Origin of the sequence: Paenibacillus illinoisensis NBRC 15959, from assembly GCF_004000925.1 — a bacterium.
Taxonomy (GTDB): domain Bacteria; phylum Bacillota; class Bacilli; order Paenibacillales; family Paenibacillaceae; genus Paenibacillus; species Paenibacillus illinoisensis.
Window position 1 is genome coordinate 202343 of sequence record NZ_BIME01000011.1, and the last position, 26994, is coordinate 229336.

24 protein-coding genes and 3 pseudogenes are annotated in these 26994 nt (G+C 41.4%); 2 read left to right on the forward strand and 25 right to left on the reverse strand.

Annotated elements, in window-relative coordinates; all coding sequences use genetic code 11:
* Window positions 1–4 precede the first annotated feature (4 nt).
* From PIL01S_RS23575 to pyrH, 4 genes and pseudogenes are all read right to left on the reverse strand, one after another.
* On the reverse strand, window positions 5–1405 hold the full coding sequence (locus tag PIL01S_RS23575) for an MFS transporter (protein WP_127539656.1): 1401 nt from the start codon (window positions 1403–1405) through the stop codon (window positions 5–7).
* Between the two features lie 687 nt (window positions 1406–2092).
* Window positions 2093–2215, reverse strand: a pseudogene (locus tag PIL01S_RS30095) (TetR/AcrR family transcriptional regulator); the annotation flags it as partial.
* A 29-nt stretch (window positions 2216–2244) separates the two neighbouring features.
* Entirely contained in the window at window positions 2245–3210 is a 966-nt protein-coding gene (locus tag PIL01S_RS23585) for a quinone oxidoreductase family protein (RefSeq protein WP_127539657.1), read from the reverse strand.
* A 168-nt stretch (window positions 3211–3378) separates the two neighbouring features.
* Window positions 3379–4116: a UMP kinase gene (gene pyrH, locus PIL01S_RS23590; RefSeq protein ID WP_127539658.1), complete on the reverse strand. Its 738-nt coding sequence runs from the start codon at window positions 4114–4116 to the stop codon at window positions 3379–3381.
* A gap of 292 nt (window positions 4117–4408) precedes the next feature.
* On the opposite strand from pyrH, the gene PIL01S_RS23595 reads away from it, so the two are divergent.
* On the forward strand, window positions 4409–4852 hold the full coding sequence (locus PIL01S_RS23595) for an Rrf2 family transcriptional regulator (protein WP_307721003.1): 444 nt from the start codon (window positions 4409–4411) through the stop codon (window positions 4850–4852).
* Between the two features lie 55 nt (window positions 4853–4907).
* Here the strand turns inward: PIL01S_RS23595 and PIL01S_RS23600 are convergent, their stop codons facing one another.
* The 4 genes from PIL01S_RS23600 to PIL01S_RS23615 all read right to left on the reverse strand — a co-directional run bounded on the left by PIL01S_RS23600 (window position 4908) and on the right by PIL01S_RS23615 (window position 8575).
* Window positions 4908–5270, reverse strand: a complete 363-nt coding sequence (locus PIL01S_RS23600) for a VOC family protein (protein ID WP_127539660.1) — start codon at window positions 5268–5270, stop codon at window positions 4908–4910.
* Window positions 5271–5479: 209 nt separating this feature from the next.
* Complete coding sequence (locus PIL01S_RS23605) at window positions 5480–6148, reverse strand: Type 1 glutamine amidotransferase-like domain-containing protein (RefSeq protein ID WP_127539661.1); 669 nt, start codon at window positions 6146–6148, stop codon at window positions 5480–5482.
* Between the two features lie 178 nt (window positions 6149–6326).
* Entirely contained in the window at window positions 6327–7241 is a 915-nt protein-coding gene (locus tag PIL01S_RS23610) for an alpha/beta fold hydrolase (protein WP_127539662.1), read from the reverse strand.
* Window positions 7242–7843: 602 nt separating this feature from the next.
* Window positions 7844–8575, reverse strand: a complete 732-nt coding sequence (locus tag PIL01S_RS23615; RefSeq protein ID WP_127539663.1) for a glucose 1-dehydrogenase — start codon at window positions 8573–8575, stop codon at window positions 7844–7846.
* 178 nt (window positions 8576–8753) lie between these two features.
* Between PIL01S_RS23615 and PIL01S_RS23620 the strand changes: the two genes are divergently transcribed.
* Entirely contained in the window at window positions 8754–9314 is a 561-nt protein-coding gene (locus PIL01S_RS23620; protein WP_164764327.1) for a TetR/AcrR family transcriptional regulator, read from the forward strand.
* Between the two features lie 226 nt (window positions 9315–9540).
* Here PIL01S_RS23620 and PIL01S_RS23625 read toward each other — a convergent pair.
* The 17 genes and pseudogenes from PIL01S_RS23625 to PIL01S_RS29600 all read right to left on the reverse strand — a co-directional run.
* Window positions 9541–10456: pseudogene (locus tag PIL01S_RS23625) on the reverse strand (DNA/RNA non-specific endonuclease).
* A gap of 199 nt (window positions 10457–10655) precedes the next feature.
* Window positions 10656–11498 carry an oxidoreductase gene (locus PIL01S_RS23630; RefSeq protein ID WP_127539665.1) on the reverse strand — a complete coding sequence of 281 codons (843 nt, stop codon included), beginning with the start codon at window positions 11496–11498 and terminating at the stop codon, window positions 10656–10658.
* Between the two features lie 56 nt (window positions 11499–11554).
* The gene (locus PIL01S_RS23635; RefSeq protein ID WP_127539666.1) at window positions 11555–11944 is read right to left on the reverse strand and encodes a MerR family transcriptional regulator; all 390 of its coding nucleotides are present in this window, start codon (window positions 11942–11944) and stop codon (window positions 11555–11557) included.
* A gap of 215 nt (window positions 11945–12159) precedes the next feature.
* Window positions 12160–13062 carry an AEC family transporter gene (locus PIL01S_RS23640; RefSeq protein ID WP_127539667.1) on the reverse strand — a complete coding sequence of 301 codons (903 nt, stop codon included), beginning with the start codon at window positions 13060–13062 and terminating at the stop codon, window positions 12160–12162.
* 80 nt (window positions 13063–13142) lie between these two features.
* A complete protein-coding gene (locus PIL01S_RS23645; RefSeq protein ID WP_127539668.1) occupies window positions 13143–14576 on the reverse strand; it encodes an aldehyde dehydrogenase family protein in 1434 nt (477 codons plus the stop codon).
* Between the two features lie 20 nt (window positions 14577–14596).
* Window positions 14597–15325, reverse strand: a complete 729-nt coding sequence (locus tag PIL01S_RS30100) for a GntR family transcriptional regulator (protein ID WP_127539669.1) — start codon at window positions 15323–15325, stop codon at window positions 14597–14599.
* Window positions 15326–15359: 34 nt separating this feature from the next.
* Window positions 15360–16763, reverse strand: coding sequence for a sulfoquinovose isomerase (sftI, locus tag PIL01S_RS23655; protein ID WP_127539670.1), 1404 nt, complete (start codon window positions 16761–16763; stop codon window positions 15360–15362).
* A gap of 114 nt (window positions 16764–16877) precedes the next feature.
* Window positions 16878–18914, reverse strand: coding sequence for an alpha-glucosidase (locus PIL01S_RS23660; RefSeq protein ID WP_164764328.1), 2037 nt, complete (start codon window positions 18912–18914; stop codon window positions 16878–16880).
* A 37-nt stretch (window positions 18915–18951) separates the two neighbouring features.
* The gene (locus PIL01S_RS23665) at window positions 18952–19623 is read right to left on the reverse strand and encodes a DUF4867 family protein (RefSeq protein WP_127539672.1); all 672 of its coding nucleotides are present in this window, start codon (window positions 19621–19623) and stop codon (window positions 18952–18954) included.
* A gap of 115 nt (window positions 19624–19738) precedes the next feature.
* Window positions 19739–20407 carry a transaldolase family protein gene (locus PIL01S_RS23670; protein ID WP_127539673.1) on the reverse strand — a complete coding sequence of 223 codons (669 nt, stop codon included), beginning with the start codon at window positions 20405–20407 and terminating at the stop codon, window positions 19739–19741.
* Between the two features lie 147 nt (window positions 20408–20554).
* Window positions 20555–21970 (reverse strand): MFS transporter, encoded by a 1416-nt coding sequence (locus PIL01S_RS23675; RefSeq protein WP_127539674.1) that lies wholly within the window; start codon window positions 21968–21970, stop codon window positions 20555–20557.
* A 354-nt stretch (window positions 21971–22324) separates the two neighbouring features.
* On the reverse strand, window positions 22325–23104 hold the full coding sequence (locus PIL01S_RS23680) for an alpha/beta hydrolase (protein ID WP_127539675.1): 780 nt from the start codon (window positions 23102–23104) through the stop codon (window positions 22325–22327).
* 374 nt (window positions 23105–23478) lie between these two features.
* Window positions 23479–24471 (reverse strand): phosphotransferase enzyme family protein, encoded by a 993-nt coding sequence (locus PIL01S_RS23685; RefSeq protein WP_127539676.1) that lies wholly within the window; start codon window positions 24469–24471, stop codon window positions 23479–23481.
* Window positions 24472–24662: 191 nt separating this feature from the next.
* Window positions 24663–25058, reverse strand: a complete 396-nt coding sequence (locus PIL01S_RS23690; protein ID WP_127539677.1) for a nucleoside 2-deoxyribosyltransferase — start codon at window positions 25056–25058, stop codon at window positions 24663–24665.
* 172 nt (window positions 25059–25230) lie between these two features.
* A complete protein-coding gene (locus PIL01S_RS23695) occupies window positions 25231–25959 on the reverse strand; it encodes a hypothetical protein (protein ID WP_127539678.1) in 729 nt (242 codons plus the stop codon).
* Entirely contained in the window at window positions 25946–26434 is a 489-nt protein-coding gene (locus PIL01S_RS23700; protein ID WP_246058537.1) for an RNA polymerase sigma factor, read from the reverse strand. The genes PIL01S_RS23695 and PIL01S_RS23700 overlap by 14 nt, the downstream gene beginning before the upstream one ends.
* A 321-nt stretch (window positions 26435–26755) precedes the next feature.
* Window positions 26756–26994 (reverse strand): annotated as a pseudogene (locus PIL01S_RS29600) (zf-HC2 domain-containing protein); the annotation flags it as partial.

Here is a 26994-nt window from a genome sequence, read left to right on the forward strand (position 1 = left end):
AGATTTAAAGAGCACTTCTTCTCGCTTCAAGCTCACTTACAACTTTCGGATGAATAGCATCCAATTTATAGAAACTAACTGCAATGATTTGCAGGATGGTGCAGACAAGCGGAATAACGAAAAATAACATGTTAATGGCTGATGACGCTTCCGGCGTCACATTTGTCGCACTATAACCGGTCAGCGCTAGTGTATATCCAACGACTGCACTTCCCAGAGCCATACCGACTTTTGTAGCGAAACTGTAACCTGCATACAGCGTACCCTCAGCTTTTTTATTAAATTTCCATTCATTGTAATCAACAGAGTTAGCAATCATACTGAATACGGCACCTGAGCTAACACCGCCGAATACATTGGCAAGAAACCATAGAGCGACAAACACGACCATATTGTGTTCAAAAAATGGCATAAAGGCCAATCCAATCAAAAATATAATCTGTGCGATAATGTTTCCTTTTCTTTGCTTGAATTTCTTCAGAAATGTCGGTGTAATCGCAGCAGAACACAATAACGAAACGTATAGTGCTGGCAGCAAAATAGAGATCATAGCTGGATTATGCAGAACATGAAGCGAAAAATAGATCGTAATGGATACCGTAGCACCGGTTCTAATAAACAACAAAAGTGAGAATATGATCGTTGATACCCAAGGGGTATTTCTGAAAGCGCTCTTATAAGTCTGAATAATGGACCCTTTTTCCTTAACCGATGATACAGGATCGACATAACGCTCTTTGCAATTTCTATAAACAATAAGAAACATGATTGCACTAAGGACAGCAAAAATAATGGTTGTATACAGATATCCCTTGTGTTCATTACCACCGCCAAAGTAGCTCACCATGGGAGTCGTTAGAGCGGTTACAATAATGCTGCCGACCGCCATACCCACCATTCGAAAGCTGGACAGCTGGTCTTTCTCTTCCCCACTGCGCGTCATTAACGACATAAGTGAGCCATAAGGGATATTGATAAGCGAGTACAACAAACCTGCAATAATATAAGTAACCGAAGCGTAGATGATTTTACCCGTTGTTGAAATGTCAGGACTGGTAAAGGTCAAAATGAGCATGATCGCAAACGGAACAATACCGAATAAAATGTACGGACGTGTCCGTCCGAATTTGGTATTGGTTCGGTCCACAAATCCTCCAATAACCGGGTCAATAATCGAATCCAATATTCGCGCTACCAGAAGTAACGTTCCTGTTGCAGCAACCGGTATCAGAGCGACATCCGTATAAAAGTAGAGAAGAAAGCTTCCGACGATCCCCCACATGAGATTAGAACCTAAATCTCCAAGCCCGTAGCTGATTTTTTCTTTAAAGCTTAATTTGCCATTCTTTTGCTTGATTATCGACCCTACCAGAGGCATTTCGTTTGTTATGTTCGTAGTTTGCATGGATAACTCTCCCTTATTTTAATCACTTCCAGAATGGGTAAAAAAACAGTGTTCCTTCCGTTTCACGACTCCCTTGCTTCATTCTCTTTTTTTCACTTCAGTAATGATTCCGCTTTCATTATAAGATACTGTCTGCTGAATGACTTTTTTATATTTAATCAATTAAGCGCTATAATTTAACCTGTTTCTGCTGGTTTGCCCATGTCATCCAGGTCTTAATTAAATTCAACCCACTCATTTTTAATCTAATGTGATTTTTAAAGGGAACTGCTTGACGAAGAAAATTCGACTACAGCAGCTTACCTAAACTTCAAGACTCCAAGTCGTTTGCTTCTCTACTCCAAACTCGGCACGGACACCCGACATGTACCAAACTATGTAGGAAAGTCACAACCCGCCAGGAGGGAAATTGTTAGCGCTTCCATTTTTTTTAAAAAAAGGCTTTGTCTCTGGTCTTTTCCCCCCCGAAGCAAGATATAAAATTGGGTTGGACTGTGTACCATCAACACCCCACTTCACTCCAGATAATGTATATCATTTACAAAAAGCTAACGGTTAACACATGGTTAATAATGATACAAAAGTACCATACCTTATGTCCCTTGGCAAGAGATTATATTTCCCATTATCTGGGAAAATTCTTCATACATTTGCAGGTCTCTTATCCAAACAAAAAAAGCCGCGAAATTAGCGGCTCCCCATGGAATAGTATTCGTGTCCTTCGACACCTCGGTTAAGCAAATTCCAAAATTGTTCATCCATGACGGGCGGCGGATATGGCATCGAACGGATAATCCACCATTCCAATAACTTGAGTCTTGGTTAGATTCATACGATTTTTACGGTCTTAATAAAATTTTCCCCGTGCTTTTGCGGCTCTCCAGAAATTGATGCGCTTTTCTTCCATCTCGTAGTGCAAATACCGTAGGCTCGGATACCGTTATTTTCCCCTCTTCGATCCAGCGGAACAACTCGGCTGAACGGGTTGCCCGTTCCTCGTGGGAAGTAAGGAAATTCCAAAGATCGCCACCAGTCAAAGTTTTTGACGTATCCATCAACATCCTTGGGTCAACTGGAGCCGGGTCTCCCCCTGCCATTCCATAAAATACAACCGTCCCCCCAATGCGAGTGACTGCAAAACTATCCTCAAGCGTGGAGCCGACTGAGTCATAGACAACATCCACACCTTTTCCGTTTGTCTCCTCCATGACTTTTCTCTTCCAATCATCCGAGTACAAAAAAACCTGATTCCCTCCAGAGCTCTTAACTGCCGACGCCTTCTCCATCGAGGAGGTTAAACCAATGACCCTCCCACCGAAGAGCTTTGCCATTTGAACAAGCAACTGTCCAACGCCCCCTGCTGCGGCATGAACTAGAATTACATCATTCTCCTTAACCGCATAACTATCTTTTGTTAAATAGTGGGCAGTCAACCCTTGCAGTAAAACAGAAGCCGCCTTTTCAAATGAAATGGTCTCTGGAAGAGGAATTGCCTTTTCTATAGGAACAGCCACTTTTTCTGCGTTAGCATGGGGGACATCTGCAAATGCAACAGGGTCGCCAACGCTGATTCCTTGGACATTAGCTCCCGTTTTTTCAACGACTCCTGCCCCTTCATAACCTAAAATAAACGGGGAATTCCCAGTAAGATGATAGTTCCCTTTCCTTCTATAAATATCTGCAAAATTCAATCCGATGGCTTTCATCCTTACTAATATTTCGTCAGGCCCGATAACTGGATCCGAAATTTCAAGATATTCTAGTACTTCCGGTCCTCCGAATTTATTAAATACAAGTGCTTTCAAATGAGTGGCCTCCTCTTATATATTTTTCAAGAGCTCTGAAAGAAACGGGCTTCTTTTATTTACTCCAAAACTTGCCTCGCTTATGATACGGTTCACCCCGCTGTCTGTAACAGCAAGTTTATTACGAAATCTAGGGAGCACAATGTGCTCCCTCGGACAGAAGTTCTGTTATTCCAATTCCAAAATTGATTCACCGCTAATAATAGTACCCTTATTATTTCCTTCACAAATCTCTTTCATTGTGCCTGGCTTGTCAAAATTAAACACATGCATGGGCAGATTGTAGTCTCTTGCTAAAATGAAAGCGGATTGGTCCATTACCTTTAAGTTGTGTTTTAAGACATCGTTGTAATGAAGCGAGCGGAATTTCCTTGCATCCTTATCCAATTTAGGGTCTGCATTAAGAACACCATCAACACCTTGCTTTGCAACAAATAAAGCGTCACAATGAACCTCGATGGCTCTTTGTACTGAAGGATAGTCTGTTGTAACGTAAGGTTGACCGTTCCCCCCTGCAAAAATTACAAGATAGCCTTTTTCTAGATGGTGGATTGCTCTTAGACGGATGTATGGTTCTGCAACTGAAGTAATAGGTATTGCCGTCATTACTCGTACTTCCTTTTTGGTCTTGGCTTTAAGAACTCCACGAAGCATTAAACTATTTACTACAGTCGCAAGTGTCCCAATGTTATCAGCTTCTGCCCTTTCGATCCCCCAGCTTTCCGCCATATTCCCTCTGAAAATGTTACCCCCACCTATAACTAACGATACTTCAACGCCTAAGTTTACCACTGACATAATTTCATCCGCAATATGATCTAACCTTTCTGGCTCAAAACCAAATTCGGAGTTTCCTGCTACTGCTCCACCACTTAGCTTAACGAGAACCCTTTTGTACCTTGACAATGATTACACCCCCATAAAATAAAAAACACTAAAGCAATAAATGCTTTAGTGTTCTAATGGAATGGAAATATGAAATTACGCAAGTCCACTGACTGTAAGCCTTCCGTTTCCATCTCATACTCCCACCCCTTCATATTTTTTCCATCAAGTGATTTTACATTACGTGAATGTAAATTGCAATGATGAGAATGGAAATGTTTCTGGAGTTGATCTTTGACCCACCTGTTTACCTGCTGATGATGCTGTCGATTGACCTGTTCTTTAAATGAAACTATACTATTTAGCAAAGAAGGTGAGTAGATTGAAACAAATAAGTAGTCGTTTTTCGATGGCAGTCCATATTCTTTCCATGATCTCGCTGGACCCCCTATATAGTACAGGCGATCGAATTGCCCGTAGCATCAATAGTAACCCTGTCGTAATTCGAAGGATTATGGCCCAGCTCAAAAAAGCAGGTTATATTGATACAAAACCAGGAGTTGCGGGGGCCTCTCTTCTGATCTCTCCTGAAAAATTAACCCTACTGAATATCTTCCAAGCCGTCGAATCTGTGGATGGAAATCAGCTTTTCAAAATTCACAAGGATACGGACCCCAATTGTTCTGTAGGAATGAACATTGAATCCATTCTATTACCCCAATTCTCTAATGCACAGAAGGCTATGGAGCAAGAACTAGCTTCTGTTACCCTAGCTCAGATTGTAGAGCAGCTACGGATAAAGGCAAATGCAAAATAAAGCTACTCCTCTGATGGAGTAGCTTTATTTTGCATTTTTTTGATTTTGCACCAAGTCAAACAGAAGCGTGCGCAGGCTCAACATATTCAATAAAACTACCATCAGGATGTTGAACAAAAACGCTTGGACCAATGGGACCATGCTGATCTCTTACGATAAGGGTATTTTGTTTTTTTAATTCTGCCTTCAATTCGCTCATGGAATCAACATACACCACTGCACGGAGTGATCTAGCAGGCTCCAAGGCCTCTGGACTTCCAGATACAATGACGTAAGGATATACTGTGGCTAAAGATAAGCCAGCCTCGGGAATATTCCACGTGCGATCCATAGATCGGTTAGCAATAGACTCATAATATGTAACAGTTAATTCCAGTTGTTCGGTAAAAACGGGTATAAAATGATTTATGATTTTCATGTTAACCTCCAGTTTTTATTTTTATATATAACCATAATGGTTATAACTAATTTAGTTATATATAAATGTTTTTACCTTGTCAAGCTTTCAAAAAGGATCGACCTCAACTAAAATGCTCGTTTCAGAACAAAAGCAGCCGATCACGTAGATCAGCTGCTTTCTTGGTTATATTAACTTATCGTATCCCGTTACCTCAGCGGTGAGGAATCTTAGAGCATAAAATGCCTCCAATTCCCTTCGGAAACCACTTCTACTGCTCCATCGATCACCTTGATGGCGGTCTGATCATCGATTGCATATGCCGGCCCTTGAATCTCTGCGGCCCAGCTCTCAGCAGCAGCCATGGTGTTATCTGGCAGCATGACGTGATCAAGATGCGGAAAAATTGCAAAATCAACCAGTCCCAACGTTTCATCGCCACCGGTAGGTGAAGTCCACCCCACAAAGTATTCCCCGATCTTAGGTGCCATCACCATACTACCGGCGCTCATTCCCACATAAACGGCCTTCAGTGAAGGCAAGAGTTCTGCCAGTCCGGATTGCCGCATCCAATGGTATAGGAAGAGAGCATCGCCACCCGACACCAGCAAGACGTCTGTTTCCCGGACCAGGGGCTCCCAGTGGTCTCTACTGATGCTTGGCAGTGCGGTGAGCTCCAGCACACCTACTGACTTCCAGCCGAGGTCAACCATGGGGTTCTCGGATTTCCCGCTGATAAACTCCCAGGTTTTCACGCCAGGGCCAACCCAGGGATGTCCGTACATCGCCGTGGGAATGCACAGGGCATTGGAGTCAGCAATCGGCTTGTCCAACATGCGAGCTAACGCATCGTGTATACTTTGGTTATTAACGCCTGCAGATGTCAGTAATAATTTCATACCCTCACTCCTAGTCATTTGACCTTCATAAATTCCCCTATTGTCTATTGTTCGATAAAATGGCTATCCTATCCTGCCCGTTAGTTGAACAAAGGCAGCCGATCACCATGGCCGGCTGCCTTCTTGATTTATTGAGCTATCGTTTCCCGTTAGCGTAATAAACTAATTACCGAATTAATCACAACTTGAGGATTGTGAATTTGTATAGAATGCCAGCTGTCTTCCACGATAATATGTTGAGTTTTTTAGACAGAATTAAAAGCTCCTTTTGTCCATGTTTCCATTCTTCACTTTGTTTGCCTGCAGTTAATACTAGTATAGGGATATCCGATCTCAGTGGCTGTGATTGATGTAACTGTTCAGCACTTTTAATGGTACAGAGGAATTCTAAATATGCTGCCTTATATGCATTATTTCTATATCCTAATGCAGCTGCTTTTTTCTGAATATCGAGAGGCAGTCTTTTAGAACCAATATGCTGTTTTATCATTCGAGGAACCGCAATTGGTGATAATAGATAACCAAGCCTAAGACGTTTTTGATTATTTAGTCGTTCTATTCTTCTTTTTTCACTTGAAGTGGATTCTAAATATCTCTTTTCATGAGTTGAATCGACAAGAATAATACCCATTACTTCATCAGGAAACTCGGATGCAAACAATCGTATTATCATTCCACCATACGAATGCCCAACAAGTAAATACGGCGGTTTTAGCTCTAATCTACTTAATAACTCTCTAAGATCAAGGACATAATTTTCACATGTGGGTTTATCAATCGTTTGTGTACTCCACCCAAATCCCGCGCGGTCGTATGAAATAACCTTTGTATGTTTGGATAGTTCAGGTTGTACTAGCGACCAATCTAATGCACAGCCCCCCATTCCTGATTCTAATATAACAGTAGGTCCATCTTTATCTTGTCCAGCTACAATAGCATGTAAGCTATGGCTACCGATATTAATCAATTTCCCCATTCGCTTGTATTTATGTATTGCATATTTTGAAAGAAGAGTTTGAACGAATGCTAGTGGGAAACCAATAACTGAAATAGTTGTTCGAAGAACCCTTTCTGTTGCATTTATTTTGGTCAAACTTTTACACCTCTCTCTAATGTTTTATCAAATGATAAAGGTGATTTTCACTTTAAAAAAGAGAAACTTTTCAATTTGATTTTTCTTATTTAAGATCTAATTAAAAAAACTTCTCCTGAGCTAAACTAAAGTAGCTGATCGCATTGATCAGCTGCTTTCTTGGTATAATTCAGCTAACGTTTCCCGTTAGTTGAACAAATAATTAACTTGTCATTTGGATCAAAAAGATTCATGATGTTTCAAGTTTGAGATTTTGGTGCATCCCTTATAGAATTGATTGTCCGTACAAGAAAGGATAAAAACAGTTAAAAATCAGTCGTTAGTAGCATTATTTAAAGGCAGCTGTTGAGAAGCCAGGGTAGCTAGAATCGAAGATATGACTGGTCTACCACCGACACTTATAACTGCAGGTATTCCAACAGAGCTCCATGTGTATCCAGGTCTTACTCACGCACAAAAACCCGGAGCGTATGTCGTTAACCAAATGAAAGAAATGTACGGAGTTTATATTCAATGGAGGGATCTTATTTTACTTATTGCTTAAGAATATAAATAAATCCGTAAAAAAACACTGTCAGTTGTCGACAGTGTTTTTCTATTCATCATTGTGCGCCTAGGCCACCATCAATTATGAATTCTGAACCACTTGAGTAGGACGATTGGTCGGAAGCTAAATAGGTAACGAGATTTGTTACCTCTTCAGGTTTACCTGCTCTACGAATTGGTAAAGTTTGCTCCAACTCAGGTGAAACTAAATCTCTAGTCATATCAGTTACGATAAAACCAGGATGCACAGAATTTACTCGGATATTATAATCACCAAGTTCTAATGCGGCAGCTTTAGTCATTCCACGAACTGCAAATTTTGAAGCTGTATAAGCCACTTTTTTATAAGCTCCAACCATACCTGCTAGTGAAGAAATGTTTATAATGGAGCCGCCCCCAGCTTTTTTCATAGATTCAACGACTGCGCGCATTCCTAAAAATACAGAATGTTGATTCACAGCAATAACTTTTTGATAAGTAGTAAAATCTGCTCCCTCAAGATTAACCTCAGGTACATCAATACCAGCATTGTTTACCAATATATTTATATTACCAAAAGCTTCAATCGAAGCTTTCACAACATCTTTCCAGTCATCCTCATTTGTCACATCATGCTTAATAAAACGTACAGAATCACCTAATTCCTGTGCAAGTGCTTGACCTTCGTTTTCTAAAATATCTGTAAAGATAACTTTTGCACCTTCATCAACAAATCGACGAACGTGAGATGCCCCCATCCCTTTAGCAGCGCCAGTAATAATAGCTACTTTACCATCTAATAATCCCATATCTATTTCCTCCTCAGTAATAACATTTATTTATTAAAGTAGACAACAGTGTGTCTTTAAATTATCCTATTATATGAAAACGGTTTCCTCAATCATCAAACTTAGAAGGAATGTCGGATAACATACATTTATGATATAAGTGTCGGAAAAATAATGATAATTTATGGAGGAAAGTCAGTTGAACAGTGTAGTTGATCCTCGTGTGACTCGTACCAGAAGGTTACTTATGGACGCATTGGCGAATTTAATTATTTTGGAGGGGCATGAAGCTATTACGGTTCGTGAAATTGTACGGAAAGCGGAGGTCAACCGTTCAACGTTTTACCTTCATTTTCTTGATAAACAGGATATGTTCACTCAATTCCAAAATGATAAATTGAATGAGCTGAAAGAATCATTGAAACAGCCGAAATATTCCTATGAATCAGCTATAAATGAATTCATAAAATTAAATAAGCCAATTAAATCACATGTCGTCATGTTTGAACATATACAAAAACAATCTTCTCTTTACAAAAAATTGTTAACTGAAAGTGAATTTCGTGGGCGTTTTGTGAAAGAGATTATTACTGAGATACTTCATTTTAGGGTCAGTATTTGGGAAGCAATCTATATGGCAAATGGGGCAGTTGGAATTATTCTTTATTGGTTAGAAAATGGTATGCAGGAAACAGTAATGGAAATGAGTTTATGGCTTACAAAAGTTAATTTGTTTCCTTTAGGGAAATTTGATAACTAATTCTTGTGACTGGACAACACCATTAATTTGGGTTTAAAGCATTCGTACAAAGCTGTTGGTGAAAATCTTTATAAAAGGACTGAATAACTTGGAAAATCTGTTGCAGAGTCTGATCTATAAAGTAGAACAACTTCCTTTGTCTGAGGGTGGGAATACGAAACAAACCTGCCCGATAGCTGAATGAGAAGAAGCAGTTGCCGCGACGGCAAACTGCTCTTATTTAGTCTTACTCACCTATCATACCGTCCATATCAGCATCGTGCATATATGGATATAACCAATGATCACTCGTTATTGCATACTATAACCTGCTTCTTTAGCTTCTTTAATCGTCACCTGTCCATTACCGTTTGTATCAACACTAGAAATGTTAGCGTTTTTATTTGAACTAGTTGAGTCAGAAGGCTCACTGCCTGTTAATCCGAGTGATGCATTTACTTCATCAGGGTTCACATTGTCAAATGTATCAACGATCTTGTTACCCTTTAACCTGTAGGTATACTGGTTACTTGAAGGGATTTGGGTTTCTGTATTCGGATATGTGACAATCGCTTCAAAATTAGTGACTCCACCTGCTTTGCGTATCGCATCTTCCATATAAGCCTGATCACCATGTCGGTTGAGTGTGCTATCTTGTGGGGTAATATTATAAGCATTCGATACCCCTCTGAGAGAATCAGCAATGATATGTCCTTCATCTAAAACGTCACTTTCGACACCAGGAACCTTTGCCTCATCAGTATAGTATCTGCCAGACGATAGTACAGGTTCGTTATGGTCGTCTTGTAGAATAATTTCATCAGCATGGACACGCACTAATTGCCCATATTCATTAGTAAATGCCCAATATTCACGGTCTCCGTATCCAATGTCAACAACAACATTAGGTTCACGATGCCCAGACAAATCACCACCATCGACTTATCCTAAAACAATTCGTTAGTTGATGTTTCCTCTCCTACTGGTTCTTCAATAACCGCTTTGACAGCTGCTTTTTTTTCACTATTCTTATTTGTTGTATCTGTGTTTATTTCTTGTGAATCTGTTTCTACATCTGTATTGGATGTATCTTCTACGTTGGTACAACCAACCATAAAGATGATCGTTGAAATTAAGATTAAATAGTTCATTTTCTTTTTCATTTTAGGACTCTCCTATAATTTCATACTGTTCATTCTAAAAACGACGACTATTGAATTACCCTGCCCCCGTTAGCGCAGCGAAGGCAGCCGATCTTAGTCGTCGGCTGCCTTCGGGTCATCAGTAAGCTATAGTTTCCCGTTAGCTTAAAGAATAATTATGATTGGTTGAATCTTCTCTTTAAGAGACGGTTTTTGATTGTTATTCAAAATCAGCGTTGAGCGTGATTTCTTTCCATTCTTCTATGTCTGACAGCAAACCTGTGAATTTATGTGTTGCTGCTTGATATGCAGCTTTACCAAGAAGTAAACGAAGTGGTGGGCTTGGTGTCTCAACTACCTTGATTACAGCTGCTGCTGCTTTTACTGGATCGCCAGACTCTTGTCCACCATTTTGCTGCACACCTTGCAGCATCTGTCCTACAAACGAATCCTTCAATTCAGGGATTTGAGTATCCGTCTTAACGGACGATCTGCCGCCCCAATCCGTACGGAAGCCGCTTGGTTCAATTAATGTTACTGCAATGTTAAAAGGCGTCAGTTCTTTCGCCAAGCTTTCTGATATCCCTTCAACTGCATATTTGGTTGCATGATAGTAACCGAGTGTTGGAAATGAAGTTAAACCACCGATAGAGGAGAAATTAATGATATGACCGGACTTCTGAGCTCTCATATGCGGGAGAACAACATTGGTCATATGCATAAGCCCCCAGAAGTTAATTTCGAACATTCGGCGTGTCTCTTCTTCTAGGCTTTCTTCCACTGAACTAAAGTATCCAATCCCAGCATTGTTCACTAGAACATCGATACGCCCGAACTTGTCAATGGTCTGCTGAACTGCATCTTTAATTTGATCATCGTTAGTTACATCCAATGGCAACGCAAGCGTATTCTCTCCATGTCCTGATACTATATCTTGAATCTGCTCGACTCTACGTGCAGTCACGACAACCTTATAACCAGCTTCAATTGCTTGTACCGCTATTTGGCGGCCAAATCCAGTAGAGCAGCCCGTAATAAACCAAACTTTTTTTTCTAGAGACATTCTAATCACTCCTTTTAGATGATATCTCTACCTTACATCTTCAAGTATACTTTAAGTCAAATAAGCAAATCACCGGAGCTTTCTCTTTTCTTATATAGCAACACGTCATAAACAGCTATCTTACGAATAATTTTTTCAAGATGATACTGTTTTTTAGCCAAGCTGATCTCTACATTTTTTTTGTGTTCAGTTAAAAAATCTCTTCTGACATCCAACGTGTCATCCCCTTGTAGGATAAGCTCTGTATACGATTTTATTTCTTCTATCGTCATTCCTGTGTCTTTTAATGCCACCACGAGTTCAAGCCACTCGAGTACTTTCTCATTATATTCTCTTCGTCCATTCACGTTTCTTTTCACTTCGGGAAGAATCCCCACTTGTTCATAATAGCGAAGCGTAGATGCTGGTATTCCGGTTATTTTTACAAGCTCGTTGATACTATACATTGGAGGAAACCCCTTTTTTGTTAAAGTTGGCTTTAAGATATTACATATGAGGTAGTTAGTCAATATCTTATATAAGTCATTATTGACGAATTTCATTATCATGATAAACATAACGCTAACCTGCCCGTTAGTTGAACAAAAGCAGCTGATCACTTTGGTCAGCTGCTTTGTTGGTTTTATTGCGTTGCCTAATCCCCTTCCCTTCTTCTGAAACATCACAAAACAAGTGTAAAAATGATTGGAAGTGTAACAAGGCTTGCAAGTGTACTTATCAACGTGGCACCCGAGACAAATTCAGGTTCCGTGCCATATTGAAGGGCATACATGGTCGTATTCGCTGCAGTCGGCATGGCCGCCATAATAATCATGATCTGTTTGACCATTGGATCCACTGGAAGTACTAAGGTGAAGAGATATGCAATAAACGGGGAGATCATAAGCTTAACCAGTAAAGAATAGCCCAGTCTTGCTTCCTTCATGTTCTTGAGAGATATATTCGCAAGCTGCATGCCCAGCACAATCATAATCGTAGGAATAGCGGCATCCGCGACCAAGCTCACCGCCTCTAACACAGCACTGCTCAGCGGAATGTGTAACAATTGAAACAAGGCCCCCATAATCCCTCCGTATACAATGGGCATCCGCTTAACTGCTCGTAATGCAGAGCCGATCCCATCTCCTTCCGGACTTCCTTTGGCAGCATAATATACACCTACTGTACACATCACTATCTGCTGAATGACCATCAAAACGATAGCTGCATCCAGCCCGGCCGCTCCGAATAACAACAGCACAACAGGAGTTCCATAATTCCCGTTGTTCATGAAGGAAGAAGCCAGAATAAGGCCGCACGTTTCTTTCATCGAATACTTTTGAACATATGCGAGCAGATACACAACCAGGATTAAGAAAAAGCACAAGGCAAACGTATAAATCGTAAGATACAAATAATCCATATTAAAATCTGTCGTATAGAACGTGCGGAATACCAGTATTGGAGACATTAGATATAACGCCATTTTTGATATATTTTTCGTTTCGAATCCTATTTTCTTCTGTCCTACATAACCGATCGCAAAGATTCCGAATATAGGCAGGAGTATCGATAGAAATTGCATTTCATTCACCTACATTTAAGTTAATTGCATAGAAAAAAAACCTAGAAACAAAAGTTGCCTCTAGGCTGGGTATCTATCAATTACAGATTGAAGACGATGATCCGTTCCTCTGTCATTTCTTCGATTGCATATTTAGGGCCTTCTTTACCCGTACCACTTTTTTTGACTCCGCCATATGGCATATGATCTACACGGTATGCTGAAGCATCATTCACAATAAGACCGCCTACTTCAATTTCACGCGCTGCCTTCATGGCGAAGTTCAGGTCATTGGTGAACAAACCTGCCTGCAGACCATAATCGGAATCATTCACACGTGCAATGACTTCGTCTTCACTAGAGTAAGTAGCCACAGCAACAACGGGTCCAAAGACTTCTTGTCTGCACACTTTCATATCATCGACAACGTTGCTCAGAATGGTAGGATAATAAACGGCACCTTCACGTTTGCCACCAATCTCAATATGTGCTCCTTGTTCTACGGCTTCCTTCACCCAAGCTTCTACCCGTTCCGCTTCACTGAGACGAATCATCGGGCCAACATCCGTTTTTTCATCTACCGGGTTACCTACCACGATGTTCTTCGTATTCTCAATCAATTTGGCAATAAAAGATTCATAGATATGTTCATGCACGTAGATCCGCTGTACTGAGATACAGACCTGACCTGCATTATTAAAACTCTTCTGTGAGATCAGCGCTGCAGCTTTGTCCAGATCAGCATCTTGATGAACGACAGTGGCGGAGTTATTCCCTAGTTCAAGTGCCACTTTGCGGAGTCCTGCCTTGGATCGTATTAATTCTCCGACACGAGGGCTTCCTGTAAAAGTAAACATGTTGACATCTTCATTTTGCAGCAACCAATCGCCTATTTGTGCTCCATCGCCTGTCAGTACATGCAAACGTCCATCGGGTAGACCCGCTTCTTGCAATAATTCTGCCAGCATCAGGGCACATATCGGGGTTACTTCTGCTGGTTTTAATACCACGCTGTTACCCGCTGCAAGCGCAGGGCCAATCTTATGGCATACGAGATTCATCGGTACATTAAATGGAGTAATGGCTGCGATCACACCCACAGGGACTTTGACGGTAAAAGCCATTCGATTCTCAGAACCAGGGGCTGCTTCTACCGGAACACCTTCACCCTGAATTCGCTTCGCTTCTTCAGCAGATACCTGCAGCGTTTGTGCTGCACGCTCAACTTCACCGCGGGATTCTCGAATGGGCTTGCCAACTTCTGCGGCTAAAACCTGAGCAAATTGCTCTTTTTTTGCGAGCAGCAATTCAGCGGCTTTCATCAGTACTTTATAGCGCTCATAGGGAGCAAACGGCTCTTTTAAAGCTTCTTTGGCAAATTTCACTGCCTGATCAACATGAGCCTGTGTCGCTACAGCGACTTCAGCAGCAGGTTCTTGGGTATATTTATTTTGCACCGTCATCGTTTCTGCAGTGGTTACCCACTCGCTGTTCATGTATAGTCCGTATGTTTTCACTTCTACTTCGTTCACCATTCAGATCACTCCTCCGAGCATTATCGTGTAAGCTCAATATCGTAATGATATTTGTCGCTCCGGAATTTCGTCGTTGTAAACTCAAGTGGCTTATCGTCGTAACCAAAACTCAGTCTTTGCATTTCCAGCAAAGCTTCACCACCACGAATACCCAGTAAGTCGGCTTCATATAAGGTCGCATTAATGGCGGATACCTTATCCTTAGCTCGTTTTAGATTAACTCCGTTATTTTCAAGAATCTCATAAAATTTGGCATCATTTAAATCAACTTTCTCCAAGATCTTTCCTATGGACGCTGGCCAGCACGAACGCTCAAGGGCGATCGGAGTCTCATCCGTAAAACGAATCCGTTCAATAACGAGGATCTCTTCCCCTTCCTCCAGCTCAAGCATCGAAGTTTCATAATATAGATGACTCATAAAACCGACACGTAACAATCTGGAATTGGATGTCAATCCTCGTTCGGTCGCTTCTTCAGCCAGACCTTTTAATCTGCCCAAACTTCCTCCGAAAAGAGGCTGTGCTTTGACAACGGTTCCTCTACCTTGCGTTTTCTCCAGCAAACCATCTTGTACAAGCATATTGATCGCCTGGCGAAGTGTTGTACGGCTCACATCAAACTCTTGCATTAACTCCTGCTCTGTCGGTATCAGATTACCTGGGGTCCAGATCTTATCCTGAATTCTTTGGATAAGAACTTCTTTTACTTGTAAGTACAGAGCAGCCTGCTTATTAGGAACGTTCTTCAACAATATCAAACTCCTTTTGCTTTCTTGGGATCTTTTAATTCCCGGATCCAACACCAGTTAGCAAATAAGAGGCCCTTTTCTCTCTAGTTCGCGGTGCAGCGTATAGTTTGGTCTCAATACGCAGCATGCGACCTAATTCAACCAGTTCATCTGCAACATCTCCATATACGAGAGCGAAGTGAGGTTCATAACCCGCATGCATCATCTCATAGAGCGTGTCCGTTACATCTGTTTGTAGAGCGACTTCAACTGAAGTACCTGAAAAGGGCTGCTCCACATCTAGTGCCTCTCCTCTAAGAACTAAAAGGCGATATCCTTCTGGAGTATGACTTACTCTAAAGATAGTCACTTCTCCTGCTTTTAATCCAAAATCCATGGCAAAACCTATTTTTCGATTCGGATGTACACCAGCTGTAGCCCCTGTAGCCGGGTTAGCGAGAGAATAGGCACCAGCACCACAGTGCCAGAACACAACCGAATTGGAATCTTCATTCACATGAACAAGATCACCCAAATACGGCGCTTTCCCTCCAGAAAGCTCTCTTAAAATAAACATGGATATGGAACCGTGAATATCCGACTCACATGAGGTTACCAACCCATCCTCCGTAAATTGAGAGAGTGTGGAGCAAGGTGCTGCTCCTAGTTCATTAAAGAAATCAGGCCAACAGCGCATCGCAAGGGCACTAATTTCCTCATGTTCAATTTGCTTTTTGATATACGTGGAGAACTGTGCAAACTTCTTGACCGTCTCATCCTTGCGGTTGAGTCCAATCACTTGCTGTTGTGCTCGATCAATTTCAGGAGTCCATTCTTCTTCAGGAAGATGCACGCATTCATTAAATGCCTGCTGCAGATCGAACTTTTGCAAAGATACGCCAAGCGTCTTTTTAAGTTCAGGTTCACTCGCATCCGAGAAAAAGAAACCTGGGGGATAGTCACCAACAACGCCTATTTTCATTTTGCTCAAGGCTTTTATGACCTTCATGACGTTTATTTCTTTGACCAAACGGGTCTGAAGAGCTTCCTCATCCGGATTTCCAAGCACAAACGCAAAAGGATGGTTATGATTACGCAGCACGTTACTTGTGCTATTTCCTCCCGTGAGTGAGTTTAAGCGCAAGCGGCCTCCTACACTCGGTTCACGGACCGACCATACAATCACAGGTTCACGGAAATAATCCAAGATTTGGACCATGAATTCTCCATCGGCAAACGTGACACTCTGATAAAGGATGGTATCGATCTCCTGATCTTTCACCGATTCTAAAAAGTCCTTCAAATATTCTGGCGAGGTCAGGATCTGCTTCGGGGCGATTACCCCGTCACCATATACCTTCGTCAGCCAATCTAAACTTTCTCTATAGTAAGTTTCCGCTATTTCCATATCGAATGTTAATCGTCCAATAGGTACATATAAAATAGTGGTTTGTGTCATGGAATTACCTATGCCTCCCTAATATAACCACCTCGAGCATTGGTAACTATCATAATATCATACATCGTTACCTTTGCACGAGGTCATTACTTGTCGAAGTAAAAAAAAGTTAGATTATAATTGTCCTACTGTTTGAAAGAGATCCTTCCACATGGAATCCTTGCGATAGAAAACAGGAGGTTGTCCTATAGGAGCGGCAACAGTTACCGACCCACCTCTGTATTCTTTCCCAGTCCATAGATGAATCCACTCATCTTCTGGAAGATAAAGTTCCCATTCGGTCTGTGCTTCTTGATGAACTGGAGCGACAAGCATATCCTTACCGAACAAATATTGATATTGGATATCATACGTCTTCGGATCGTTCTCATAATGCATGAATAACGGGCGTTGCACGGGTATCCCGCGTTCTGCATTTTCTTTGACAAGAGACTTCGTATACGGAGCAAGGGTTACAAAAATATTCGACATTCTTGCAAAGTGCTCAAGCGTTTCTTCATCTCCGTCATATTGGAAACAATCATCGGGGCGATTGGCTTCATGCGTACGCATCATCGGTGTAAAAGCACCCATATCCGCCCATCTCATCAGTAATTCCTTGGAACGTTTATTGCCATGCAGACTGGTGTATCCCCCAATATCACTGTGATGCAGTCCACATCCAATCATGCCTGAGGACAATGCAGCCGGAATGACCGAAGCAAGACCATCGTCAAGCGACCAATCCACACTCTGATCTCCACCCCACAGCATCGTGGAATATTTCTGAACGCCGGTATAGCCTGCGCGCATGAAATAAACAATTTCACCGAGTTTACCCGCTTCAGATACGGCATCGTAATTGGTTTTCGCCCACATCGTTGGCCAGGCATTATGCATGAGTTTCGGATCACTACCGTCACTGAGCACCACATCTGTCGGCAAATACTCTCCGAAGTCAGCCATCCATCCGTCAAGTCCAAAATCAATCATATTGTCTTTGATCACTTGCTTGTACCATTCGGTTGCCTGTTCGTTTGTGAAGTCTACAACCCCACAATAAAACTCTCCAAAATCAACGAGGTACGTTCCGCCTTCCTGATTCCGTGCAAGATACCCCTTTTGTTCCGCTTCTTTGTATAATTCACCCTCAACAGCAACATAAGGATTGATATATCCGAGGAAACGGACTCCCTTGCTTTTCCACTCCGGAATTTTCGTATCGAGCTCTGGATATTCCTGTGGATTCCATGCCCAATTCCACATTAATCGTTTACCGAAAGAAGTAATTCGCTTGCCTTGCCAGTCCTGGCACCATACGCCTGCTACTTTAATCCCTTTTTCTTCGGCTTTAGCCAGTTTCTCTTCTACAACCTGGGTACCGCCTTGGATTCCAAGAATAACTCCGTTATACACCCAGTCTGGCAGTTCGGGCTGTCTACCAAATAGCGCTGTGATCTTCTCGACCAAACCAAGATAAGTCTCGGCAGTTTCAAACAGCATGTATTGCGGCACTTCCCATACCTGGAGCTCATGAAAAGAATCATTACGGAAGTCAAAATCAGCGTAAGCTGTGGTTTCCGTGTGACAGTAGTACTTCTGAGTAGAAACGTACGTAGGCTGAGGGAAATTCGTATTGTAATAGTCCCCGCCTGCCTTGTCTTTAACATCCGCTTGCCAGGTGATATAACTATTTTTATTCCGGCCTACTCCAGGCTCGGACGTCCACAGCGGGAAATTTTTGCCTCTCATATTGAAGTGAGATAATTGTTCTCCGCAACCATACACTTTCTCCGTCGGATCTGCAGCTATACGAACCCAGAAGCGATTGGTTTTGGTGTCATGCTTCGTATACTCAAGCTTCAATCGATCATTCTCGACCTTGACCTGAAGGGAAAGAACGCGCTCACCCTGTTCATGTCCACGAAAATCGATACGATATTCCCCATTCTGTTCCTGAACTTGGGTATGACGCAGAGCCACACGCTCGGAGACATAGTCCTTGATGTTAAAATTTCCCCGATACATATCAATGCTTTCTTCTCCGTACCCTACATAAAATGCAGGCTGCTCGATCGTATGCTGCAGGAGCAGAACTCCGTTAAAATGAACTTCAAAGCCTTGATTGAGCACGGAAACTTCCAACCCTTTTGACATGCTGATACTTGACATCACACTCTCTCCTTCCCGTTTGAAAACGTTTACGAATTTAGGTATATATACGAATGTTCTCGCCTTCAATGCCCACATGAGCCCCTCGGCGAACGAGCACTTCCCGCTCAGGATGGACTAGCAGCCATTTATTTTTCATAAACAGGAGTTGATCTTCATCTCGATGCTTTTCGCACGTATGCTTTAAGGGCTCATTCGTACCCGACGGTAAAATGACAACGGTTTTGAACCCTTCCTCTTCGACCTTACAAGGACCAAAGTGCAGCGTAGTACCATATAATTCAATAGCCGTACCTTGAGGGACATAAAATGCAACAGCTTGAGCTGAATCATAGGTGTTGTTTTTGATATCTTGAACCTTCCCGAGTAAAAGGACCATATCGGTTACAGCAACATTGATCTCACTGCTTTTGTGATATTCCAGCCCATTCAGCGTCGAATTCGCGCCATTACAATAACCGATTTGGATAGATATTTCTCCGTAGAAGGAGGCTTCAAGCTGTGTTTTGATTGTTGAAAGCTCCATCTCGGGAACTGACGCCACGTACTCATTCTGATCTTGAGGAATCTGCAGGCTGTTCATATATGGCAGTAATTCATCAAACGAATAACCTTCAATGATATTGCCGTATTCCAGGAAAGCTGTATCCTGAACATGATAAAAAGAAAGATGTTTGTTCTTTTGCCGAAGCCGTTCATATACAGTCAAGATCACTCTCTCCCCTTTACGATGGTGGTAAAAGCTGCCTCCAGCGCCGCACATACATGACTTGGACCAGGAGGCACTTATAAAGGAACGTCTGTCTATAGCTATGTTAAAGCACTTATTCTTCAGTCTTGGTTTGATCCCAAGCATTACGGAATTTATCCAATCCATAGGTTGTGAACGCATGATGGAAGCTTTCTCTGAATACGTCGAAGCCACAAGTTACGATATCTGCACCGGCTTTGGCTGCATCGACAATTTGCTTACCGTTACGAAGAGCTGCCACAATGATTTCGGTATCAAACTTATAAGTCTTGTAGATGGCCGCGATATCTTGGATGTATTGTGTAGTGTCATCACCGCTATTTTCCTTCCAACCAACAAATGGTGATACGAAACTTGCTCCGACTCTTGCAGGTTGAAGCGCTTGCGAGGCTGAGAATACAAGGGTTACATTCGTGTTAATCCCCTCTTTTTCAAGTTCTTTTGCCGCAATGAGACCGGATTCAATACATGGGATTTTAACAACAAAGTTGTCGGACATTTTGGCAAGTTTTCTGCCTTCCTCTACCATGGTTTTTGCATCATCGAGGTGAGGATTGATTTCCACCGAAATCGGGAAGTTATTAACTCCTCTGAATTCCGAAGCGAATTCATCCAGCAATGTAGTTAAAGGTTTGCCGCTATTCATTACGTGGCGGGGGTTGGTTGTCACCCCATCAATAGCCCAATTCTCATATGCATAACGGATCTCATCCAGAATAGCACTGTCCAAAAAATATTTCATATCCAATTCCTCCTAAAATTAATGTCGCATACATAGTTATCTTTCTTAATAGATAGTAACCTTTATATCATCATAAGGAAATGCCACTCATTTTTCAAGGGGTGTGTTAAAAATAGATATCTTGATCATTAATATTCGTTCTGACCTTTAGATCGACGCCTCATTTCTCCGCTCATTCAGATCCGACACAATCTGTTTATACTTATCTTCAGACAGTTTATAGAACCAGGCCATAACGATAATCGTAGCAAGAGCCAGCACACCTGGGTAAATAAACATCAGTCCACGAATACCCGCAATGGCTTCACTGCTCTGTACCACGTTAGGCACATAACCTACGATTCCAAGGACTACCCCGGGAATAAATCCTGCAAGCGCTTGCGAGAGTTTACGGCAAAATGTAAAGAACGAATACACAACACCCTCCGAACGAGTACCTGTCTTCCACTCTCCGTACTCAACAGCATCGGATACGAGCGCCCAGTTAAGGCTGTTCACGAAAGAGCTTCCAAAGAAAGCAAAGCAAGCCATAATGATAAAGATCGTCGCATTATTCGCAAAGAAAAAGGCGAGTCCATCTCCAGCTGCCCAAATTGCACAGCCTAGAATATAAGTATTTTTTTTACCGATTTTTTTAACGAGACTTGGTACAAGGGCAACACCGATAAATACACATCCGATACTGAAAAAGCCCATATACGGAATAATAGAAACATCTTGAAGAACGTACTGTGCATAATAGATTTGAACAGCGAGCTTCACGTTAAAAGCAGAAAACGTAAATAGATTCACCAGGCAAAGAATCAAAAGCGGTGCGTTTTTAAATAATCCTTTGTAGCTATCGATCAAATTAATCTTTTTCTCTTGGTTAGGCTTCTCATAAACAAATCGTTCTTTAACATTAGCATAACAGTACAGTTGGAACAGTACTCCGATAATGGAAAAGATAACAACTCCAACCAGATATCCTGTGGACTGGCTATCAAACATCAGGACAATCGGCATAAAACCAACCGTAGTAATTAAGAGACCCAGATTCGAACCTGCTTGGCGGAAGGAAGCCAGCTGCGCTCTCTCCACCGGATCTTTGGTCATTGCGGGTACCATTGAACCGTATGGTATGTTAGATATACTATATACCGTACCAAATAACATATAAGTCGCGTAGGCCCAAATCATTTTCCCCGTTAAGGTGAAGTCCGGATTCATGAAGCTTACGACAGTGACTAGAGCAAGCGGAATCGCAGTGTACAGAATAAAGGGTCTGAATTTACCTCTAGGTCCGATTTTTTTCCGATTATCCACCCATGTTCCGACCGTGATATCCGCGAAAGCGTCCCAGATCTTGGTAATCAAGAAGATAAGTCCAGCTGTTGCAGACGGTAGACCCAGGGCATCAGTATAGAATTTAAGAAGATAAATCTGTCCTAAATCGAACATGAAGTTGTTACCGACATCCCCCATACCGTATGCGATCTTTTCCTTGAGTGTTAATTTCTTCGGCTTTGTCTCGATCGGCGCACTTGTTACCGTCTGACCTGAAGTAGCAAGATCTGTTTTCATGGAAATTCTCCCTTTCTGTTCATACAATGAATGCGCTACCAATTACCATTAAAAAAAATCGCTTTCATAATTGATCGTTTTAGCATTCCCATCCCCTCTCAAAAAGTGAATTGGTTTTAGGTTTGTTTGGATTATAACATAGTTATCTTTAAAGGAAAAGTAGTTACCTTTATTTGCAACTATTTTTATTTCTCAGATGTTATTGAGATGACTGGAGTATACAGCATCCTGCCCGTTAGGTAAACAAAAAGCAGCCGATCACAATGAATCAGCTGCTTTCTTAATTGTATAGCGTTAACGTTTCCCGTTAGTTCAATGATCATCATTTCTACTTTGGATAGGTCACAGTACATGTCATACACGATCTAAAGGAAGCCATTTCAACACGTCTTGAATCGTTTTATCCCAGAATGCCCAATCGTGTACACCTGGCTCTTCAGCGTAAGTGTAATCCAGGGAAGATCGCTCAAACGCTTCCTTCAGTTCAATATTTAGATCGTACAGGAAATCATTCGTACCGCAAGCTTGGTAAAACGCGGGTTTTGGTCCAGCTGTGCGATCATTGGATTGAATCAGATGATAAAGATCGTTATCCGTTCCTGCATGTGGTCCGTCTCCGAATGCGAGACGCAGAAACGGAGGAAACTCGCCGTCCGGCCCCGGGCTCCAAAACGGGAAATTACCCGTCGATAGTCCAGCTGCAGCGGCGAACATATCAGGTTTGCTTAGCGCCCATTTGAATGCGCCATAACCTCCCATCGATAACCCAGCGACGAAATTTTCCTCGCGAGCGTCTGATAGCGGAAACAAGGACCGGGCAATTTGGGGTAGTTCTTCCATCAGGAAGGTGCCGTACTTTCCTCCATACGCCATATCCGTGTAAAAGCTTAATTGGACTTGAGGCATCACGACAGCAAGGCCCAGCTCGGAAACATAGCGTTCGATCGATGTACGTCTCATCCAAATCGTATCGTCGTCAGAGCCGCCATGGAGCAGCCAGAGGACGGGATGCCGTTCCCGGATAGCGACGCCTTTCATCCCGATTTGCCCCTTGGTTGCCTGAGGTACAATAACGGTCATTGACGTGCTGAGTCCTAACGTTTCCGAGAAATAATTGCATCGAATCATTGCCATTGCACATTCTCCTCACATTCATATTATTTAAACAACCACATTCCTTTTCCGTTCGGTCAATGCAGACTGTTATCATTGCCTCTCTGCCTTATATATATTTGATTTTATTTTAAAGGAAGCGCTTTCATAATTATATACAACAAATCCGACATATTTTCATTTCATAATTCGAGTTTTAAGAATATAGGCACGCTTAAAAACATTAAAATTCACGCTTAAAAGTAGTTAAGGGTATTTTTCGCTAAATGAAGAAATGGATTATCATCCTAATCTTTAGTGAACAAAAGCAGCTGATTCCATTAATCAGCTGCTTTCATAATATGATTATGCTATCGTTTCCCGTTAGCTCAATGAGTATCTTTCATCTTAGTGGTTCAAAGCTCATCGATCAACGAGATACCGTTAGTAATCCTCATTTTACTATCTTTCAAGAAATCGCGAGTCCAGTCATCTGGTTTGCTTAAATCCCAGCTTCGATGCATACCGACAACCACAATGATTTCACGAAGTCTAAGGAAAAGTTTCAACACATCCTTCCAGTTGTCTGGCATTCGTCGGCCATCCTCTATATAGCCTAGCTCGAAGTGCTTTATAAAAAGATCATACTGGACCTTTCGTTCGAATTTCGAATCTTCACCGAATACATATAGCAAGTAATACAGCTGTATAGCAATATCCTCGACATACCAACTGTACTGGCACTCGTCGAAGTCAAAGAGAGTTAATCCCCCAGATTCATCGATTGTGAAGTTTCCCACATTAATATCTCCGTGGATCAAACCATAATTATCTGCATTAACAGGCAGACTCGCCAATTGTACTTTAAGTTCATTAAGGGCAATAAGGATTGGTTGAAGTTCTGACGGTAAATAATCCTTGGCTCGTAAGAGGTATTCATTTGACTTCCAAGTGTGCCTTTTGGCAATCGTAGGGTTGTAAAGCTTCGCTAATTCATGAAGTCGGCCCGTTATACGTCCACATTCTTCATAAAGTATAGAATTGCCTAGACATTCTGGATATCCGATTTTACGGCCTGGTGCATGTTTAAAGGAGGTTACGTAAAAATCTATTTTATTTCCTTGAATTAGTTCAAAATACTTTCCATTAATCGAAGAAATCGGTTCTGACACTGATATACCGCTCTCTGAAAGATAACGAATCCAATCTATTTCTGCTACAAGTCCTTCCGACGTGCGAAGAGTGCTCGGAGTGAAACGGAGAATATACTTCAATTCATCGCGATTATAGGAATAAATAAAATTTTGAAAGCCTCCAATGAAAGTGAGTTCCTTTTGGCTGATCCCATAACGCGCGGCGCCTTTAGCGGCATGTTCGTCCAAGAACAATAATTTTATTTTTGGGTCCATTAGTTCTCCTTAGTAATAAAAGTTTAAATTATGGCCTACTCACTGCTGTTGCCTAAAACTAATAAAGTGAATGCCTAGGGACATGCGAAAGCCCCACTTTCAGATTTTTCTATTCCGTAGCAATCATAATATTCCTTTTTTTTACAGCCAATCAAAAAAGGTTGATCTATTGCGCTAACCTGTCCGTTAGCTTAACGGAGCTGATTTTCAAGACAGATTGAATTTATTAAATCATCTAAGGAACCGATCCGCTGTTCTACTGAATCTACATGATAAAACGTACATGTGCTTCCGATTTCATTCAGTTCGTTTGTTGAGGAATATAAATAAATTCTCTTTCCTGTTCCCAGCGCAATTCCTAACTCTACATGACTCCCTTTCCCAGCTGGAATCATAACAATTACTATATCTGCAGCCAATACCCCAGAAATTTCTTCTTGGCCAATTTGATGGAGTTTGGTGATTGAGTCTATATTTGAATGTTTTGTCCAGTCGTACGTATGTTGAAACCCCCGTGCTTTCAAACCCTCAGTGACTTGCCGCACATTTTCAAGGTTTTTTAGACTCGACGCTATATAAAACTTCATTTCGTTCCCCCATTTCACCGCTCAATACATACAGTTATATATTAACACATATTGGAAGTAACCTGCCCGTTAGTAGAACAAAAGCAGCCGATCATATTGATCAGCTGCTTTTCTTTGTTTTATAACGCTATCGTTTCCCGTTAGCATAATGATTAATTTGCCTTGCTCTTATTTATTTAATGGATGAAGCTAAGTCCTGAATCTCTTGTTCATTAATTATATTTTCCTTCGCATGGTTACTCACAATGATAACAATTTTCCAATTATTATCCTTTTCTAAATAAATGTATGGGATATGATTGAATTCTGTACTAGTTATGAATTTAGCGGTCCCGCCTTGAATTGATAATTCTTTAACGACCACCTTATCAGTAGTTTTTGCAAAAAATTCAGGCTGTCTGTTGATGTTATAATTTGCAATGACTTGGTAGTAACGATGCTGCGTACGGATAGAATAATCGTACCCCAGTGGTTTATCATTTTCTTTTCTAATCCAAACTTCTTTTTCACCAGACTTTTTTTCCAATTGATGCGGCCATGGAATGGAAATCCCAAGCGACTTCTCTGCCTCTTTTTTATTTGAAACTTTAAACCGAGTATCGCCAGCAGTATCTGCCCAGGAAAATCCGATTTCGGCATTTTTCCCGTTCTTAATTAGTTTGACTTCTAAATACTGTTCTATGAATGCTCGCACCGGTGTTTGAAATACTACAAAAAAGAAGAGTAACCCCAAAATACATGCTGCAATTACACCTTTTCTATAGATCCTTTTACGTTTATGTCTAATTTTTTTATTTGAGTATTGTTCCCATACATTTTCGAATAGAACAGATGAATGGCTGGAAGATTTGATATGGTTATGTATAGCATGTTTGATATCCGTTTGATTAATTTCGCTCATAGGAAGCTCTCCTTTTTCGAGATTCTATGGTTTCGCTTTTCAGGATCTGTCTGCGAAGTGTAGTCAATGCTGTATGCAGTCTTGATTTGCAGGTACCTATAGATACACCTAATATTTCAGATACTTCAATTAGCTTTAATTCAGCATAATAATGGAGTATTAAGATTTCTCTGCTCTTTAATGATAACTGGTCAATTTCTTTCCATAGCTGCATAGATTCTTCATTTTGTATGATCATATCCTCAATCAATTCCTTATCAGCTGTTTCAGGTGTATACCCAACAAATGTTAACCATTTTTGCTTGCGAAGCATGTTACGCATCGTATTTATAGATATTTTGTAAATCCAAGGCTTTATTGGCTTAGTCGAATCAAAAGTATTAAACTTTTTAAAAACCTGAATAAAAGTCTCTTGTGTGATGTCATCAGCGAGTGTCTCTGATCTCGTTAACAGTAATGCGGTTCGATAAAATATATTTGGAATAATCCGTAAATAGCTGCCCTGCTTCATCACGTGTGATTTCGAGTGCCATTATTTCATCCCCCCTTTTTGATGTTTTTCATCTTATATACACACTCAAGTAGGATTTGGTTCGGTATAATTTGATTTTCACTATATTGAGGCGAATTTTTTTGTGTATATTAAAAATTACCTGTTACGTGAACAAAAAAGCCAATCAATTGATTGGCTACCTTCGTGCTTTCTTGAGCTAACCTGCCCGTTAGCTTAACGAAAAAGGAGCAGCCGCCAAACGGCAACTGCTCCATGCAATTTGCGCTATCATTTCCCGTTAGTTCAATAGGTGTCCTGCGCGAAATGTGCTTCGACCTCTGCGCTCGCAGGCGGCAGTTCCATTCCTTTTTTCCACACGAGTACGGGATCCTTTTCGCTTCCGAAGTACAGCGCCTCGATGGCTTTGCCGTTACCGTGGTTCGCTTGGTAAGCATTGTTTTCCGCTTCGTCGAACGTGTAGTACATATTGAACAGTCCCACTTCGGTGATCGGTTTCTTCTTTAAAATGGGACGTACCGGTG